This window comes from Bacillus sp. FSL W8-0116, from assembly GCF_038003825.1.
Classification (GTDB): Bacteria; Bacillota; Bacilli; order Bacillales; family DSM-4216; genus Bacillus_O; species Bacillus_O smithii.
This window is the reverse complement of record NZ_JBBOPY010000002.1, coordinates 1-17,320: the sequence shown is the minus strand read 5'-3', so window position 1 is coordinate 17,320 and position 17,320 is coordinate 1. Positions and strand designations below refer to the sequence as shown.

Sequence of the window (17,320 nt, the reverse complement as noted above, 5' to 3'; positions counted from 1 at the left end):
TCGGCCAGCTTATGTTCACTTATTTTCATTATTTTTTCTTGATTTTTCTTCGTGTCTTTTTTCCAAAACAGCCAAGACGTCTTGAAGCGGCAATCGCTGTTCTCGAAGCAGCACAAGAAGGTGATAAATCAAATCAGCTGCTTCCCAGCGCAATTCTTCATGGCTGCGGTTTTTAGCGGCAATGATGACTTCAGACGCTTCTTCCCCGACTTTCTTTAAAATTTTATCGACGCCCTTTTCAAATAAATAGGTGGTATAGGCTCCTTCCGGACGTTCTTCATCCCGTTTTGCAATCACTTGTTCCAATTCGGACAAAATAGCATAAGAAGCGATCTGATTTTCTTCGCCGTAAAACTCGTCCACAAAACAACTATCCGTGCCGTTATGGCATGCAGGACCGTTCGGTTCTACCACAACGAGCACAGCATCCCGGTCGCAATCCCATTTCATTTTCACTACTTTTTGGGTATTTCCGCTCGTTTCGCTTTTGTGCCATAGTTTTTGGCGGGAACGGCTGTAAAACCAAGTTTCTCCCGTTTCCAACGTTTTTTGCAGAGATTGTTTATTCATGTAAGCCAACGTGAGCACTTCTTTTGTATTCACATTTTGAACGATCGCCGGAATCAATCCTTTTTCATCAAAAACAAGTTGATCTATTGAAAATTCTGTCATCTGATATCCACTCCTTGGAGTTGCAAAAAGTGTTTTACTTCCTGCACGCTTGTTTCTTTATAATGGAAAATCGAGGCGGCAAGGGCAGCGTCTGCTTTTCCCTCCGTCAGTATTTCCAAGAAATCTTCTTTTTTCCCGGCACCTCCCGAAGCAATGACCGGTACCGTGACAGCTTCACTAACCGCTTTCGTTAAGGCAACGTCGTACCCTTTCTTTTCACCATCCGAATCCATGCTTGTTAACAAAATTTCGCCGGCTCCTCTTTCTACTGCTTCTTTAGCCCAAGAGACGACTTCTTTTTCAGTAGCTTTTCTTCCTCCATGCGTATACACCCGCCAAGAACCTAGTTCTGCGTCATATTTGGCATCGATGGCCACGACGATGCATTGTGATCCAAAATATTCTGCTCCTTCGGTAATCAAAGAAGGATGATTGACAGCAGCCGTGTTTAAAGAAACTTTATCGGCACCTGCACGCAAAATCTTTTTCATATTGTCCAGCGAATGGATCCCGCCGCCAACGGTAAAAGGAATAGCCAGTTCGGAGGCGACGGCTTTGACAACATCAACCATCGTCTTCCTGCCCTCATGAGAAGCGGAAATATCTAAAAAAACCAGTTCATCTGCACCTTGTTCATCATAAACACGCGCCAACTCAACCGGATCGCCTGCATCGCGAAGCTGAACAAATTGAATTCCTTTCACCACTCTTCCATCTTTTACATCCAAACAAGGGATAATCCGTTTTGTGATCATCTTTTCACCTCTTCAAGCGCTTCCTGCAGTGAAAATTGTCCGGTATAAATGGCTTTTCCGACAATCGCACCGGACACGCCTTCATTCTCATAAGCCTTCAAAGCTTGCAAATCAGAGAGGGAACGGACTCCGCCGGAAGCAATGACTTGTTTACCTGTTGCTTTCGCCAATTCCACCGCTGCTTCTATATTGGGGCCGGACAGCATGCCATCCGTCGCAATATCCGTAAAAATAAACGTTTCTACTCCGCCTTCTGCCAGCCGTTTTCCCAATTCGACTGCTTTAATTTGGGAAGTTTCCAGCCAGCCGTTAACGGCCACATATCCATCTTTTGCGTCGAGGCCAACAGCAATTTTGGATCCATATGTTCGAACCAGTTCCAGAACCAAATCCGGATTCGAAACAGCCATACTGCCAATGATCACCCGATCCACTCCGTTTTCTAAATAATGGATCACATCTTGTTCCGAACGGATGCCGCCGCCAACTTGCACTTTCGCCGGAAGCTTTTGAGCCGCTTCCAGAACATAGCGGTCATTGATTCGCATTCCATCTTTGGCGCCATCCAGATCGACCATATGGATCCATGCCGCTCCTTGATCGACAAATTTCTTCGCCATCTCGAAAGGAGAATCACCATAAACGGTTTCTTTGTCATAATCTCCTTGAAGAAGGCGAACGCATTTGCCTCCTCTCATATCAATGGCTGGATAGATGGTGAAACTCATTGCTCAGCACCCGACCTTTCCATCATTTCCGTAAAGTTTTTTAAAAGTCCCATGCCCGTCTTGCCACTCTTTTCCGGATGAAACTGCATGCCATAAATATTTTCTTTTGCCACAATGGCCGGAATTTGAACATTATAATCCGCACTAGCGATCAGCGCATCTTCCTCTATGCTGCTGGCATAGTAAGAATGGACAAAATAAACGAACCCTTCCTCCACGCCGTTTGTAATCGGAGACGCTTGATGAAAGCTGAGCCTGTTCCAGCCCATATGCGGAATTTTAAAAGTTTCTTTTCCATTGTCGGAAGGAATGCGTGTCACCCTTCCTTTTAACAAGCCAAGCCCCTCTTCCAGACCGTTTTCCTCGCTTTCTTCAAAAAGCAGCTGCATGCCAAGGCAAATGCCAAGCAGCGGCCGGCCGGTTTTCGTATAATCTTGCAAAAAGGAAGCGAGCCCTGTTTCTCGCAGACGTTTCATCGCATCTTTAAACGCCCCCACCCCGGGCAAAATAAGTCCATCCGTTTTTTCCAGTTCACTTTCTTTAGAAGAAAGTATGTAAGGGGCCTCTAAACGCTCCAACGCTTTTGAAACACTGAAAAGATTCCCCATTCCATAATCAATCACTCCGATCATGCTCTACAAAACCCCTTTCGTTGAAGGAATTCCTTTTACACGGGGATCCAACATGGTCGCTTCATCAAGCGCTCTTCCCAGCGCTTTAAAAACGGCTTCGATCATATGATGGGTATTCGCCCCATAATGGAGGATCACATGCAAATTCATCCGTGCTTCCAATGCGAATTTCCATAAAAATTCATGCACCAGCTCCGTATCAAATGTTCCAACCCGACTGCTCGGAAGTTCTCCGCGCATTTCAAAATGAGGGCGATTGCTTAAATCGACCACCACTTGCGCAAGCGCTTCGTCCATTGGAACAAAAGCGTTTCCGTAACGTTTAATCCCTTTCTTGTCGCCAAGCGCTTCTCTCAAGGCGCTGCCAAGACAAATGCCGATGTCTTCTGTTGTATGGTGGTCATCTATTTCAATATCGCCCTTTGCTTTGACGGTTAAATTGAATTGGCCGTGTTTTGTGAATAAATCAAGCATGTGAGTCAAAAACGGAACATTTGTATCAAGATCGGCCCTTCCCTCTCCGTCAATGTCAAAGGCTAATTGGATATCGGTTTCGTTCGTCTTGCGGCTGATTTCTGCAAATCGTCTGATTTCCATTTGTCTCCCCCTCACTCAGGTCTAACCGGTTTTTTCAGCCTGGATTCTATTGCGCGGGCATGAGCCTCCAATCCTTCAAGGCGAGCAAAAGCAGCAATTTTTTCTGCATTTTGCCGGAAGGACGTTTCGCTGTAATAAATAATGCTCGACTTCTTTATAAACTCATCCACATTTAAAGGACTGGAAAAACGAGCCGTCCCATTAGTCGGCAAGACATGATTTGGACCTGCAAAATAGTCGCCAACAGGCTCTGAACTGAATCTTCCGACAAAAATAGCTCCGGCATGGCGGATCATCGGAACCAATTCGAGCGCATTCCTAGCGACAATTTCCAAATGCTCTGGCGCAATTTGATTCACCACTTCAATCGCTTTTTCCATGGTAGGAGCAAGATAAATGACTCCATATTCATCAATCGATTGTCTTGCAATTTCTTTTCTCGGGAGCTGTTCCAGCTGTTTTTCCACTTCACGTGCGGTTTCTTCCGCAAGCGTCCGGGATGTCGTTACCAGAACACTGGTTGCTCTCGGATCATGTTCGGCTTGCGATAAAAGATCAGCGGCCACTTCATGAGGCAAGGCTGTGTCATCTGCCAGCACGGCAATTTCACTCGGCCCAGCAATCATATCAATATCCACCTTGCCAAACACTTCTCTTTTGGCGAGAGCGACATAAATATTTCCCGGTCCGACAATTTTATCAACAGGTTGGATCGATTCAGTGCCATAAGCAAGAGCTGCGATCGCTTGGGCTCCCCCTACCTTCCATATTTCCTCCACGCCGGCTATATGGGCAGCAGCCAGAACGCCCGCAGGAAGCTTGCCGTTTTGATCGGGAGGAGACACCATCACAATTCTTTTGACGCCGGCTACTTTAGCTGGCAGCACGTTCATGAGAACAGACGACGGATAGGCCGCTGTTCCCCCCGGGACGTATACACCAACGGAATCGAGCGGTGTAAACTTCTGACCAAGAATGGTCCCGTTCTCATCTTGAGTAATCCAAGTTTCTCTTCGTTGTTTTTCGTGAAAACGGCGGATGTTCTTTGCCGCTTCCTCCAATACTTTCAGCAATTTTGGATCAAAACTTTGGATCGCTTCATGGATCTCTTCTTCGGACACTCGCATCCGATCGAGTTTGATTCCGTCGAATGTTTCCGTATAAGCAAGAAGAGCCCGATCCCCTTCTCGGCGGACGGATTCCAAAATCTCTAAAACGATCTTTCGTTGTTCTTCGGTTCCGTTGTCTACAGATCGCTGAATAGATATATCATCTGTCACCTTTTGTATTCTCATATCGATCACACCACTTTCTCTGAAATCACCCGATTCAAGCGGTCGACTATTTGTTCAATCGCCGCGTCTTTTATACGATAGCTGACTGGATTCACGATCAGCCGTGAAGTAACATCCACGATATGCTCATACTCTACCAAACCGTTTTCTTTTAACGTTCGTCCTGTCGAGACGATATCAACAATTCGATCGGCTAACCCGACAATCGGTGCCAGTTCGATCGAACCATTTAGTTTGATGATTTCCACTTGCTCTCCTTGTTCGCGGAAGTAGCTGGATGCCACGTTCGGATATTTCGTGGCAATTTTGGGAGCAACCTCGTTCATTTTCGTATCGGGAAGACCGGCAACGGCAAGATAGCAAGGGCTGATTTTTAAATCCAACAACTCATAGACATCTCGTTCTTCTTCCAACATGACGTCTTTGCCGGCAATCCCCAAGTCAGCCACACCATGCTCCACATAGGTAGGGACGTCCATCGGCTTAGCCAAAATAAACTGCAGATTCTCCTCCGGGACATCGACAATTAACTTCCTCGATTCATCAAATTCCGGAGGAAGCTGATAGCCTGCCTTTCTCAAAAGCTCCGCTGCTTCATGAAAAATCCGCCCCTTCGGCATGGCAATGATTAATGGCGTATCGTTCATTCTTCCACCTCCGTTTTCGGCGTCCCGATATAAAAATGAACTTTACTGAATTTGGCGGTAAAACGATCCACATCTTGAACGCCGGAAATGTCTTGCAGCACCGTTCTTTCCCCTTTCTCTTGAAGGGATTTAGCAAAATCAATCGCTTCCTTGCGCCGTTCTTTGCTGAACAAAACGCATTGCAGCGGCTCTTCCTCGGACAGCTCTCCAATAGCTTCCAAAAGGAAATCGAGCCGGATTCCAAAACCAGTAGCGCTTGTCGGGAATCCGAATTTTTCTAATAGATTGTTGTACCGCCCGCCATTTCCGATAGGATATCCTACACCTTCCGCATATATTTCAAACAGAATTCCCGTGTAATAGCTCATATGGCTCACAAGCGAAAGATCAAATTTGACAAACGATTCCACTCCATGATCCTTCAATACAAGCCAAAGTTGTTTAAGCTCATCAATTGCTCCCTGTCCTTTCCCGTCTTCCGTGAGGGAAATGGCCTCTTGAAGGACATTTTCAGTTCCTCTCATATTTAAAATGTTTAGCAAACGCTGTTTGTCAATAGACGAAAGTGAGAGTTGCTTTACGTGTTCTTTATAGCCAACATAATTTTTTTCATATAAATAGCTTTGCAAAACGCTTGCTCTTTCTTCTGTTCCGAGAATTTGCTGAAACAAATTCCGTACAAAACCGATATGGCCGATCGAAATTTGAAAATGCTTCAAACCTGTTTTTTTCAAAGAAGAAACAAGCAGAGCAATGATTTCCCCATCTGCGCTGATGGTCGGATCGCCAATGTTTTCAATGCCGATCTGTTCGAATTCGGCCGCCCTCCCCCCTTCGCGCTGCTGCGCCCTGTAAACATTGGTGCAATAAGCAAGGCGAATCGGAATCTGTTCTTTTAAAAGCTTCGATGCCGCCATCCGTGCGATCGGCGTGGTCATATCCGGCCTCAGAACAAGCGTGTGTCCTTGTTGATCCAGCAATTTAAAAAGCTGTTGATCCAAAATGGCCGAAGCCGTACCGACCGTTTCATAATATTCCAAAGCAGGAGTTTCAATAAATTGATAGCCGGACAGTTTAAATTCTTGGCCAATTTGATCTTTTATTTTTTTCTTTGTTTCGTATATATGAGGAAGCGTATCCCTCATTCCAATCGGTTTTTCAAACATAAAAAGTTTGGACATAAGCAAGATCACCTGTGATTAAAATTTCTGAAATCCTTTAGTTCGCTAATATGCTAACAAAGTGAAGTTATATGTAGTTTACTCCCCTCTTGTATTTGAGTCAAGACTTTTCGCAAATTCTTCCGGAAATCATATAAGAACAAAAAATCAGACCATTTTCTCAGAGCGAATGGTCAATGACAGCAGGAAAGATGCGGAAGTGGAAACCGATCACGAAAACAGGATGCGGATAAGAAAGAGCGGAATAAGTTTGATCGACTATGTGTCAATCTTTCTTATGGCTTCACTTCGTTAGAAGAAAATAACGCAGATTCCGCGGTGCGGCTTTCAGAACACTCAATATGCCGGCTAATTGTTCTAGAAGCCGCGGGAGAATAGGTCTTTTCGAATCTATTGATCAAGATGATGATTATTTTTCTGTCTTCTTTGAACGGAACCAAAAAACAGCGGCAACTGTTGAAAATAAAATAGCCGCCAATCCTAAAATATTAGCCATTTCGCTTCACTCTCCTTCCTTTTTAACGGATGGCAAAAGAAACTTTTTGATGGAACAGCAGTAACGTAGTTCATCGTTGCTATATCGGTTTCTTTCATGATGATTTGACTTTATTGACCAAAAATTCAGACATATATAAAAAGGGAAAGCGTTCTCCTCTTTCTCAACAAACAAAGAAAATATCGCCCCGCAAAGTGCAGGGCAGAGGGAAATACGGGCATGCCTTGCATCTTGATCATCATTCGTTTTTCTGTCTAAGCTGCATTTCTTCTTTTGTGTAAATAATCCTCATTGGGTTTCCGCCGACAAAAGCGCCAGCCGGGACATCGCGGTGGACAAGAGTACCGGCGGAAACGACGGCCCCATCGCCAATCGTCACTCCCGGCAGGATCGTCGAATTCGCGCCAATCATTACGCGGTTTCCAATCCGGACCTCGCCGAGACGGTATTCCTCAATTAAATATTCGTGAGCTAAAATGGTGGTATTATATCCGATAATCGTGGAATCCCCCACAGAGATGAACTCGGGAAACATAATATCGGGCATGACTTTATAAGCAAGAGCAACGTTTTTCCCAATTTTCATGCCCAAGAACGTGCGGTACAGCCAATTTTTAAACGGCAAAAACGGAACGAAGCGCCCGATTTCGATAACGGCCGTATTTTTGAATACCTTCCAAAACGAAACCGTTTGATACACATTCCAAAGAGAATTCGGGCCTTTTATTTCGTACCGCTTCGTTCTCCTCATGATGGGTCCACTCCGACAATGGCAAGAATATCGTATATGGAATCCAGCATATAATCCGGATGATAAGACAACAGATGTTCTTTTCCTTTAATGGACCAGGACACCCCTGCAGTAAGCGTACCGGCATTTTTTCCGCCCTCGATATCATGGTAATTGTCGCCGATCATAATGGCTTCCTCCGGTTTGGAACGGAGCGTTTCCAGCGCTTTTAACAGAGGTTCCGGATGAGGTTTGGCGTGATTCACGTCATCCAAAGAAACGATCGTATCAAAAAAAGACTCAAGCCTTGCCAGCTTTAATCCTCTTATAATGAGGTCTCTCATTTTGGTGGAAACAATCGCTAATTTGAACCCATGTTCTTTTAACGTTCGAATGGTCTCATAAACACCCTCAAATTCGGTAACCAGCAAATCATGGTTTTCAACGTTAAACTTCCGATAGCGAAGAATCATTTCCTGCGCCTTTTCAGGATTAATTTTTTCAAACGTTTCGGCAAGGGGCGGGCCAAGAAAAGGATATACATCTTCACGTTCATATTGGTTTGGATAATAATAATTGAGCGTATGAAGAAAGGAGGAAACAATGAGCTCATTCGTGTTAATGAGTGTTCCGTCCAAATCAAATAATAGAGTAGTAATGTTTTTCGTCATTAAGCAGCTTCCTTTCTTCCGGCAGTTTCAACTCGTTTCCACACAAACGAAACGAAAAGCGTCAGCAGCACCGCTGTGATTAAACGGATGAAAAGCAAATATTGCACAGGAATGCCCAGCGGCAAAAAGACCAATGTATCCTCAATGACTGCATGGCAAGCAACAAGAAAAAGGAACGCCAACGTCGCATCTTTTTTGCTTACGCCATCTTCTTTGACAGCCTGGATCATCACTCCCGACCCATAGGCCAGCCCAAAAACGAGACCAGCTGCCAAAGTCATAGAAGTATTCGCGTTCATGCCAAGCGCTTTCGTAATTGGCGACACCCAATTGGAGAAAACATCTATCCACTTTAAGTCCTTTAAAATTTGAATCACGATCATAAGGGGAATGACAATGACAACCAATTGAACAATGCCGTAACCCGCTTTTTCCAAGCCTTGCATTAGGATCGCCATTGCACCATGAACTTCTTCTTGATGAGGCATCATGCCAAAGTGCGCCTTTTCGCTTCCACCTTGCCACAACAAATTGACGACCACTCCTGAAATGAACGCAAGGCCGAGCCGGGCCGTTATCATCACCCAAATTTTCACGCCCACTTTAACCGCCACGCTGGACTCTACGATCAAATTGTGGGCAAAAGAAAGCATAATGGCAATAATAAACACTTCTTTCACGGTTAAATCCAGCGACAGTATTCCTCCGATTCCGGCATACAATCCCAAAAAATTGCCAATCACGATCGGAATCGCGGCATCTCCGGATAAACCGAACATTTTCATGACGGGGCTCACGATATGAATCACCCACGGCAAAATCGGGGTATATTGAAGCATCGTCACAATCAGCGTGACCGGAAAAATAATTTTCCCAAGCGTCCACGCTGTTTTCAATCCCGTCCATAACCCCGTTTTAAGTGTAAGAAGCATCCTTTCATCTCCCCTTTGTTCGTTCCCATCACTCTTGTAGTTTGTATGTAAAAGAGATATTTGGAATCTATTCAATTTTTTCTCCTTGATGACTCTAAAGCCATCATTCCCCCCATGTTTTAGACCGGATCATCATTGTGCCTGCATCATGACTCCTTCTCATTATATCGGCTCTTCGCATATCCAAGCTTTCTTCTAACGAAAATCAGGACGATGCCGAGGACGATTAGAACAAGCGATACCACTTGAGCCATACGCAAATGTTGCGTCAACATTAAACTGTCTGTCCGGAGCCCTTCGATAAAGAAGCGGCCAATTGAATACCAGATTAAATAAGACAGAAAGATTTCCCCTCTCCGCGGATTCAGCTTGCGGAGCAGCAATAACACGACAAATCCGAGTAAATCCCATATTGATTCATATAAAAACGTCGGATGATAATAGGCTCCGTTAATGTACATCTGGTTAATAATAAAATCGGGCAGATGAAGGCTCTCCAAAAACGATCTGGTCACTTCTCTCCCATGTGCTTCTTGATTCATAAAGTTTCCCCAGCGTCCGATTGCCTGGCCCAGAATAATGCTGGGTGCGGCGATATCAGCCAGTTTCCAAAAAGATACATTTCGTTTGCGTGCAAAAACAACGGCCGTCAGAATCGCTCCGATTAACGCTCCATGAATGGCGATCCCGCCATTCCAAATTTGGATGATCTCATCGGGATGAGCCGAATAATAGCTCCATTCAAAAAGAACATAGTAAATGCGGGCACAAAGAATGGCGATCGGGATCGCCCAAATCAGCAAATCAGCAAATAAATCTTTATTCATGCCAAGCCTTTTCGATTCTCTCATGGCCAAATTTAATCCAAGAATAATGCCCGTTCCGATAATGATCCCATACCAGTGCACCCCAATAGGCCCCAAATGGAATGCAATCGGATTTAAAGGGTAATGCATATACTCACTCCTTTGCCGCTATTTTCTCCATTAATAGCCTCCAAAATTTCCGTCTTCCGGCAAGTTTTCATGTTCACTGATCACGCTGGCCAGCTTTTCTGTAAATTCTTTGGCGGCATTAACTCCCATCCGTTTGAGCCGGAAATTCATCGCTGCGACTTCGATAATAACAGCAAGGTTTCTTCCCGGCCGAACCGGCAGCGTGATCTTGGTAATTTCCGTATCAATAATTTTTAATTTATCTTCTTCAAGCCCTAAACGGTCATAATCTTTTGCCGCATCCCACGTTTCCAAATGAATATTTAAAGAGATCCGTTTGAAGCTGCGGACCGCTCCGGCCCCAAATAAAGTCATCACATTGATAATCCCTAAACCGCGGATTTCCAGCAAATGTTCAATTAATTCCGGGGAACTTCCGACAAGAGTATCCATATCTTCCTGGCGAATTTCCACGCAGTCATCCGCCACGAGACGATGTCCCCGCTTCACCAATTCTAATGCCGTTTCACTTTTCCCTACACCGCTCTGTCCTGTAATTAACACTCCCACACCGTAAACGTCCACCAGCACTCCATGTACAGCCGTTGTAGGCGCCAGCCTGCTTTCCAAAAAGTTGGTTAATCTGCTGGACAGGCGCGTCGTTTTCATTTTCGAGCGCATCACCGGAACAGCATATCGTTCAGAAGCTTCAATCAATTCCGGAGGAACATCAAGATTGCGGGAGATGATAATCGCCGGTGTGACATCCGCGCACAGTTTTTCCATTCGAATTCGTCTTGCATCATCGTCTAATCTTTGGAAAAAAGACAATTCTGTCATGCCCAGCAATTGAACGCGTTCAGCTGGATAATAGTTAAAATATCCGGCCATCTCTAATCCCGGCCGTGAAATATCGCTTGTAGTAATCGGCCGGTGGATTCCTTCTTCACCGCTGATTAATTCAAGATGAAATTCATCCAAAATGTCTTTAGCCCGAACTTTCGCCATATTGCATCCTCCTTACAGCCGATTTCGACCAGTCAACGGATCTTCGTAGAATGCCCGATTCTACTAGCCATCCGTCTACCACGGATGGAAGTTTCACTTTATCCCGCATGAAGGGGCAGTAAATCCCCTTTTCTGGGATTGGATGATGAGATGGAATCTCAGTCGGGTATAACTGCCCCTATATGCCCGATTGGTTCAACTAGCCATCCGTCTACCTCGGATGGAAGTTTCACTTTAACCCGCATTAAAGGGCAGTAAGTCCCCTTTTCTGGGATTGGATGATGAGATGGAATCTCAGTCGGGTATAACTGCCCCTATATGCCCGATTAGTTCAACTAACCATCCGTCTACCACGGATGGAAGTTTCACTTTATCCCGCATGAAGGGGCAGTAAGTCCCCTTTTCTGGGATTGGATGATGAGATGGAATCTCAGTCGGGTATAACTGCCCCTATATGCCCGATTGGTTCAACTAACCATCCGTGTGCCACGGATGGAAGTTTCACTTTATCCCGCATGAAGGGGCAGTAAATCCCCTTTTCTGGGATTGGATGGTAAGATGGAATTTCCATTGGGGACAACTGCCCCTATATGCCCGATTAGTTCAACTAACCATCCGTGTGCCACGGATGGAAGTTTCACTTTATTGTAGCACGTTTTCTTTCGGAACTAAACTGCTCAAACAGCTTAGATGCTCTACTACCTTCAATGGTATAGACCACTTCTTTTGAACACAAATGATTGGCCTTCTGACATTTTAGTCTATTCCCCTCCGCGCCCTTTTCCACCGATTGAAAAAAAGTGCACAAATTTTTCAAAAACATCGTTAATGACCACAATCACCTCATGATGTTTATCCAAAACGATCAAAATCGAACTTTTTATGGCAGCATACTGTCATTTGTTCTGTGAATGATTCTTTAAAGGAGGCTTATCATGCTGCATCAGCTGACTCTGATTTTAGAAAATACAGCGACTGAGCTGATTTCCACGCTGGGACATCGGGGAATTTTTATCGCTATGATGATCGAAAGCATGTGCATTCCTCGCCAAACGAAGTCATTATGCTATTTGGAGGATTCCTGGCCGCTAAAGGCACTTTACACTTGCTAGTCATAATAGCAGGGGTTTTAGGAAACTTGGCGGGGTCTATTTTCGCGTATTGGACGGGGAAATACGGAGGACGTCGATTTATTGTCCAATATGGAAAATATATTCTCTTTCAATATAAACACTTAGAACAAGCGGATTATTGGTTCCAAAAATATGGGAGTTGGGCAACGTTGTTTGGAAGAATGATGCCGTTTATTCGTACGTTTATCTCCTTACCCGCCGGCATCACGAAAATGGACGTTCAAAAATTTATTTTCTTTACTTTCCTTGGCTGCGTACCTTGGAACATTGGGTTGACTCTTATTGGATTCAAGCTGGGGAAACATTGGGAAATGGCTCAAGCTTATATTCGACCTGTAGGATATGCTGCTTTGTTCATAGCGCTGGCTTTGATCGTACGCTTCTTATATAAAAACATATGAAAAAAGATATATGTAAACAAGATCCACCAACTTTAGAATAGAGGAGAGGGATTTTTTATGAACTACGAATTATTTCAAAGAATCCATGGTCTTTCAGGACATAATCGGATACTAGATGATGTGATGATATTCTTCACGAACGATGCCCTTTTTGTATATGCCATCGCATTATTGGCTATTTGGATGATAGGGAACACCACGTATAAAAAAAGTGTGCTCTACGCCGGAGGAACGGGAATCTTAGCCTTGCTTGGAAATTATTTGATTACATTGGTTTATTATGAACCGCGTCCGTTTGTGACCCATCATGTTCATCTTCTTGTTCCTCATGCAGCGGACGCTTCTTTTCCGAGTGATCATGCAACGGGGGCATTTGCCATCTCCATTGCCATGTGGATTCGACATCGTCGATTAGGTGCCCCTATGATCATATTTGCCTTTTTAACGGGACTTTCGCGTGTTTGGGTAGGTCACCATTATCCATTTGATGTAGTGGGAAGTATGATCGTATCCGTGATAGTCGCCGCTGTGGTTTCAAAATGCTCCGGATTTTTTGAACCTATCGTCAACAGAGTGATTTCCGTTTACCAATTCATTTTAGAAAAAGTGAAGAAACGTCTGTCGGGGCATACTTTACATTCATAAATGAAGAGACACTGAGGATGGTGTGAAAATAAGCTTTCTTCGTGTTATGATTAAACACGGATACATGAATTCTCTTTACATCCATAAGAATGGACCATTTTAATAAAAAATTTCTGTTGTCTTAATGACCTTAAAGATAAAGGATTGAATCTCATTACGATCATAAAAAACATCCCATTTAAAAAGCAGCTAAAATAAAAATAAAGAGAATCCATCAAGTCCATCTCAATATTTCTTTAAGTAATAGAAAGGCGATTGCTATGGAAAACAAACTTACCTTTATTCAAGCAAACATCTTATTGGAACACGATATTCTCCAAGACGGATTTTTAACCATTGAAAACGGAAAAATTACGTGTATCGGAAAGATGACGGAATATATATCCTCTCCCGGAGAAAAAGTGATCGATTTGCATCATGAGTCCTTTCTTTCGCCAGGGTTTATTGATGTCCATATTCACGGTGCCAACGGGGCTGATACAATGGATGCCACTCCGGAGGCTATAACGACAATGGCTTCTGCCCTTCCAAAAGAAGGAACGACCAGCTTTCTGGCTACCACGATCACGCAAAGCCCGGAAAACATTGAAAAAGCCATCCGGAATGTCGCCGAATACAGAAAAAAACATAACATTCCCGGAAAAGCAGAAGTACTCGGCATCCACCTAGAAGGCCCCTTTATCAATGAAAAGCATAACGGCGCTCAACCCAAAAAATACATTTTAAAACCAAGTATTGACCAATTTCAAAAATGGCAAGATCTTGCGTACAACGCCATCAAGCTAGTGACACTGGCTCCCGAAATCGAAAATGCTTCTGAACTCATTTCCTACTTGGCAGATCATGATGTGATTGCTTCCATCGGCCATACGGATGCTTCATACGAAGAGGTTGTGAAGGCAGCAGAAGCTGGAGCAAGCCATGTCACCCATCTATTTAACGCTATGAAAGGAATGCACCATCGTGAACCGGGGACTGCCGGCGCTGCCCTTCTTCTGGATCAGCTCACAGCGGAGCTTATCGCAGATGGAGTCCACGTCCGTCCAGAAATGATTGACTTAGCGGTCCGGATGAAAGGAGAAGAAAAAATCGTCTTAATTACAGATTCGATGCGAGCCAAATGTCTTAAAAACGGCCGCTACGATTTAGGCGGGCAAGATGTGATCGTGCAAGACGGAAAAGCCGTTTTGGAAGACGGCACGTTAGCCGGAAGCATTTTAAAAATGAAAGACTCCATTCAAAATATCATTCGCTTTACGAAGCTTTCGCTTTTCCAAGCCGTTCGATTAGCTTCGACGAATCCGGCAAAAGAACTGAAAGTATTTGATCGCAAAGGCAGTCTTGCCGTTGGGAAAGATGCCGATATCGTCGTATTCAATCCACAATACGAAGTACAAATGACTTTATGTCGAGGGGAAATCGCCTACGAACAGTAAATATCGCTTTTTCTTGTCCCGTAAAACGGACATTTAATCAATCGAATCCCAAAAAGCGTGCTGGAAAAGCAAAACGGCTTTTTCAGCACGCTTTTTTAGTCTTTCTCAAACAGTACCCGTTGAACCACTAAATTGAAAATGGACATAATGATGACAACAAGGATCGCCAAACCAAAACCGGATACATCAAAAGCATCTCCCATAATCGCATCGGTTAACAACAGCGTCATGGCGTTGATCACAATTAAAAAAAGACCAAGTGTCAAGATCGTAATCGGTAATGTCAAAATAATCAAGATCGGTCGGACTAACATATTCAATATGGAAAGAATGAGGCTGGCCACAAATGCCGCTCCAAAGCCGGAAACGTGAAACCCTTGAAACCAACCAGCCAAAGCTACAAATAAAACCGCATTGATGACAATGCCTAACAGCCATCTCATCTATAAACATCCTCTTCATTAGGCATGACAAACATCAATAGTAAATAAGTAATCGCTAATGGAAAAAAGCCTGTTGGAAACAACAAGATAATAAACAAAACCCGAATAATGGTGGAGTCGACTCCCAACATTTGGGCAATTCCGCCAAGCACTCCCGCCAACTTGCGGTCTATGCGGGAACGAAATAATCTTTTCACTCGTAAACCCTTCTTTCCTCATTAATTTGCTCATTACTATTATTATTCAACGAAAAAGCGTTTTTATCCGACTTTCGATGATTGGATTCCACAATGATCACAGTCCCCATATCTTTCATTATGCATACGAAAAAAAAACAAAACAAGTTTCGTATGGAATAGGAGCGCTTGGGAAAAATGGGGTCAAAACGCGGCTAAACAGCTTTAGTCAAAAATATTCTTTTCAATCATCGTTTTTTTCTTTCTCATACACACGAAACAAATAACTAAATGGATCTTTTTCATTTTTCTCTTCTCTGTATCCGTTATTCTCGCCTACCTTGACTGCAATGGATGTTAAAATAAGAATAGAACCACACATCATGATCAATGATAACAAACCCATTTCTACATCTCCCCTTTCATCTATAACGTTAATGGATGAAACGCGTTTCAAAGCAAGAGCGATTTTACGGAGGGAGGAGCATTGATTCATGACCAATATCAGAGATATAGCCAAAATGGCGGGTGTTTCCGTCACAACGGTTTCCCGTGTTCTGAACCACCATCCCTATGTAAGCGAAGCAAAAAGGGCTGCCGTGCTCGAAGCCATTAAAAAATCCCATTATCATCGGAATATCAATGCCGTGCATTTAAGCAAAGGCAAGACGAATTTGATTGGAGTGGCTGTTCCGTTTTTGAATCACCCTTACTTCGGACAGTTGATGGAGGGGATTGCAGATGAGGCAATCACTCAAAATCATCAGCTAGTCTTGTTCCAAACCAATTATGAACCCCCACGGGAACTGGAAGCGCTCAAAATGTTGAAATATAAGCAAATTGACGCCTTGATTATTTGTTCGCGGGCGGGAAGTTGGGAATGGATTGAAGAATATCAACAATACGGGACAATCGTTTTATGCGAAGACGCTCGAAAAAAACCTATTTCTTGCACTTTTATTCATCATTATCAATGTTTTCAAGCAGCACTCGATTTTCTGCACCAAAAAGGCCACCGAAAAATTGGCATCAGCATCGGGAGAACTTCCGGAACGAACAGTCACCAAAGACTTCGCGCTTACCGTGATTTTTTAAAAAACATCAACGAACCATATAGAAAGGATTATGTCTTTGACCACTGCCTCGTTCTTGAGGACGGAGTGGATATCATAGAACGCATTTCAAAAATGTCGGAGCCTCCGTCTGCTTTAGTGATCACCAGCGACGAAGTAGCTGCAGGTGCGCTTCTTCAATGCCAACAAAAAGGCATTTCTGTTCCTGAACAATTAGCGATCATCGGTTTTAATAATCAACCCATTTCCTATTTGATGAATTTGACTACGATCGACATCCCGCTTTCAGAAATGGGAAGAAGTTTGTTTCGCCAGGCATGCGATGGCACCCGTATTTCTCAAAAGGAAATGTCTTATACACTCGTTGAACGCTCAACCGTTTAAATTTTTCAAAAAATGGATCAACTAACTTTCGTGCTGCGCCGTATTCAACACTCAATCTCAAGTCAATATGAGTTTTGCAAAGCGGTCATCTTTCCCATATGTACTCAAGGAAAAAGAAAACCCCTACGGAACGATTTTTCATCGTCCCATAGGGGTTTCGATTCTTGGCGAATGCTATTGAATTTCTAAGAAAAGAGCATCTCCCCGCTGAATTGGTCCTTGTTTCCGCAGTACGACTTTTTGTCCTTCCGCTAAATTCGTAAAGACTACCGGGGTAATGATGGAAGGCACTTTTTCTTTTATAGCTTGGATGTCCATAGAAGCAATTTCTTGACCTTGAACCACCTTGT

20 protein-coding genes and 1 pseudogene are annotated in these 17,320 nt (G+C 43.8%); 5 read left to right on the top strand and 16 right to left on the bottom strand.

Features of this window, described 5'->3' with window-relative positions; all coding sequences use genetic code 11:
- Positions 1-15 precede the first annotated feature (15 nt).
- Genes hisIE through N1I86_RS16080 form a run of 8 tightly spaced genes read right to left on the bottom strand, consistent with a single transcriptional unit; the run spans position 16 to position 6,507 of the window.
- On the bottom strand, positions 16-672 hold the full coding sequence (gene hisIE / locus N1I86_RS16115; protein WP_341097466.1) for a bifunctional phosphoribosyl-AMP cyclohydrolase/phosphoribosyl-ATP diphosphatase HisIE: 657 nt from the start codon (positions 670-672) through the stop codon (positions 16-18).
- On the bottom strand, positions 669-1,427 hold the full coding sequence (gene hisF / locus N1I86_RS16110) for an imidazole glycerol phosphate synthase subunit HisF (protein WP_341097464.1): 759 nt from the start codon (positions 1,425-1,427) through the stop codon (positions 669-671). The genes hisIE and hisF overlap by 4 nt, the downstream gene beginning before the upstream one ends.
- On the bottom strand, positions 1,424-2,155 hold the full coding sequence (hisA, locus tag N1I86_RS16105; protein ID WP_341097461.1) for a 1-(5-phosphoribosyl)-5-[(5-phosphoribosylamino)methylideneamino]imidazole-4-carboxamide isomerase: 732 nt from the start codon (positions 2,153-2,155) through the stop codon (positions 1,424-1,426). The genes hisF and hisA overlap by 4 nt, the downstream gene beginning before the upstream one ends.
- Positions 2,152-2,787 (bottom strand): imidazole glycerol phosphate synthase subunit HisH, encoded by a 636-nt coding sequence (gene hisH / locus N1I86_RS16100; RefSeq protein WP_040341081.1) that lies wholly within the window; start codon positions 2,785-2,787, stop codon positions 2,152-2,154. Before hisH ends, hisA begins: the two co-directional genes overlap by 4 nt.
- 3 nt (positions 2,788-2,790) lie before the next feature.
- Positions 2,791-3,384: an imidazoleglycerol-phosphate dehydratase HisB gene (gene hisB, locus N1I86_RS16095; protein WP_003353545.1), complete on the bottom strand. Its 594-nt coding sequence runs from the start codon at positions 3,382-3,384 to the stop codon at positions 2,791-2,793.
- Positions 3,385-3,395: 11 nt separating this feature from the next.
- The gene (gene hisD / locus N1I86_RS16090; RefSeq protein WP_270583601.1) at positions 3,396-4,679 is read right to left on the bottom strand and encodes a histidinol dehydrogenase; all 1,284 of its coding nucleotides are present in this window, start codon (positions 4,677-4,679) and stop codon (positions 3,396-3,398) included.
- Between the two features lie 5 nt (positions 4,680-4,684).
- Positions 4,685-5,326 (bottom strand): ATP phosphoribosyltransferase, encoded by a 642-nt coding sequence (gene hisG / locus N1I86_RS16085; RefSeq protein ID WP_340403400.1) that lies wholly within the window; start codon positions 5,324-5,326, stop codon positions 4,685-4,687.
- Positions 5,323-6,507 (bottom strand): ATP phosphoribosyltransferase regulatory subunit, encoded by a 1,185-nt coding sequence (locus N1I86_RS16080; RefSeq protein ID WP_341097457.1) that lies wholly within the window; start codon positions 6,505-6,507, stop codon positions 5,323-5,325. The genes hisG and N1I86_RS16080 overlap by 4 nt, the downstream gene beginning before the upstream one ends.
- A 341-nt stretch (positions 6,508-6,848) precedes the next feature.
- On the opposite strand from N1I86_RS16080, the gene N1I86_RS16075 reads away from it, so the two are divergent.
- A complete protein-coding gene (locus tag N1I86_RS16075) occupies positions 6,849-7,067 on the top strand; it encodes a hypothetical protein (protein WP_341097455.1) in 219 nt (72 codons plus the stop codon).
- A gap of 174 nt (positions 7,068-7,241) precedes the next feature.
- Here the strand turns inward: N1I86_RS16075 and N1I86_RS16070 are convergent, their stop codons facing one another.
- From N1I86_RS16070 to hprK, 5 genes are all read right to left on the bottom strand, one after another.
- A complete protein-coding gene (locus N1I86_RS16070) occupies positions 7,242-7,754 on the bottom strand; it encodes an acyltransferase (protein ID WP_341097452.1) in 513 nt (170 codons plus the stop codon).
- Positions 7,751-8,404 carry a pyrophosphatase PpaX gene (gene ppaX, locus N1I86_RS16065; protein WP_341097450.1) on the bottom strand — a complete coding sequence of 218 codons (654 nt, stop codon included), beginning with the start codon at positions 8,402-8,404 and terminating at the stop codon, positions 7,751-7,753. Before ppaX ends, N1I86_RS16070 begins: the two co-directional genes overlap by 4 nt.
- On the bottom strand, positions 8,404-9,336 hold the full coding sequence (locus N1I86_RS16060) for a nucleoside recognition domain-containing protein (protein WP_341097449.1): 933 nt from the start codon (positions 9,334-9,336) through the stop codon (positions 8,404-8,406). Before N1I86_RS16060 ends, ppaX begins: the two co-directional genes overlap by 1 nt.
- A gap of 146 nt (positions 9,337-9,482) precedes the next feature.
- On the bottom strand, positions 9,483-10,292 hold the full coding sequence (gene lgt, locus N1I86_RS16055; protein WP_270583604.1) for a prolipoprotein diacylglyceryl transferase: 810 nt from the start codon (positions 10,290-10,292) through the stop codon (positions 9,483-9,485).
- A gap of 30 nt (positions 10,293-10,322) precedes the next feature.
- Positions 10,323-11,279: an HPr(Ser) kinase/phosphatase gene (gene hprK / locus N1I86_RS16050; RefSeq protein ID WP_003353554.1), complete on the bottom strand. Its 957-nt coding sequence runs from the start codon at positions 11,277-11,279 to the stop codon at positions 10,323-10,325.
- A gap of 935 nt (positions 11,280-12,214) precedes the next feature.
- Between hprK and N1I86_RS16045 the strand changes: the two are divergent.
- The 3 genes and pseudogenes from N1I86_RS16045 (at position 12,215) to nagA (ending at position 14,894) form a co-directional block, all read left to right on the top strand.
- Positions 12,215-12,813: pseudogene (locus N1I86_RS16045) on the top strand (DedA family protein).
- Positions 12,814-12,870: 57 nt separating this feature from the next.
- On the top strand, positions 12,871-13,458 hold the full coding sequence (locus tag N1I86_RS16040; protein WP_003353557.1) for an undecaprenyl-diphosphatase: 588 nt from the start codon (positions 12,871-12,873) through the stop codon (positions 13,456-13,458).
- Positions 13,459-13,718: 260 nt separating this feature from the next.
- Positions 13,719-14,894, top strand: a complete 1,176-nt coding sequence (gene nagA / locus N1I86_RS16035; RefSeq protein WP_341097446.1) for an N-acetylglucosamine-6-phosphate deacetylase — start codon at positions 13,719-13,721, stop codon at positions 14,892-14,894.
- 95 nt (positions 14,895-14,989) lie between these two features.
- Here nagA and N1I86_RS16030 read toward each other — a convergent pair whose 3' ends face one another.
- The 3 genes from N1I86_RS16030 to N1I86_RS16020 all read right to left on the bottom strand — a co-directional run bounded on the left by N1I86_RS16030 (position 14,990) and on the right by N1I86_RS16020 (position 15,919).
- Positions 14,990-15,337: a phage holin family protein gene (locus tag N1I86_RS16030; protein ID WP_341097445.1), complete on the bottom strand. Its 348-nt coding sequence runs from the start codon at positions 15,335-15,337 to the stop codon at positions 14,990-14,992.
- Positions 15,334-15,534: a PspC domain-containing protein gene (locus N1I86_RS16025; protein ID WP_003353560.1), complete on the bottom strand. Its 201-nt coding sequence runs from the start codon at positions 15,532-15,534 to the stop codon at positions 15,334-15,336. The genes N1I86_RS16030 and N1I86_RS16025 overlap by 4 nt, the downstream gene beginning before the upstream one ends.
- 223 nt (positions 15,535-15,757) lie before the next feature.
- Entirely contained in the window at positions 15,758-15,919 is a 162-nt protein-coding gene (locus N1I86_RS16020) for a hypothetical protein (RefSeq protein WP_270583611.1), read from the bottom strand.
- A gap of 88 nt (positions 15,920-16,007) precedes the next feature.
- On the opposite strand from N1I86_RS16020, the gene N1I86_RS16015 reads away from it, so the two are divergent.
- Positions 16,008-16,970, top strand: coding sequence for a LacI family DNA-binding transcriptional regulator (locus N1I86_RS16015; RefSeq protein WP_341097444.1), 963 nt, complete (start codon positions 16,008-16,010; stop codon positions 16,968-16,970).
- Positions 16,971-17,320 lie beyond the last annotated feature (350 nt).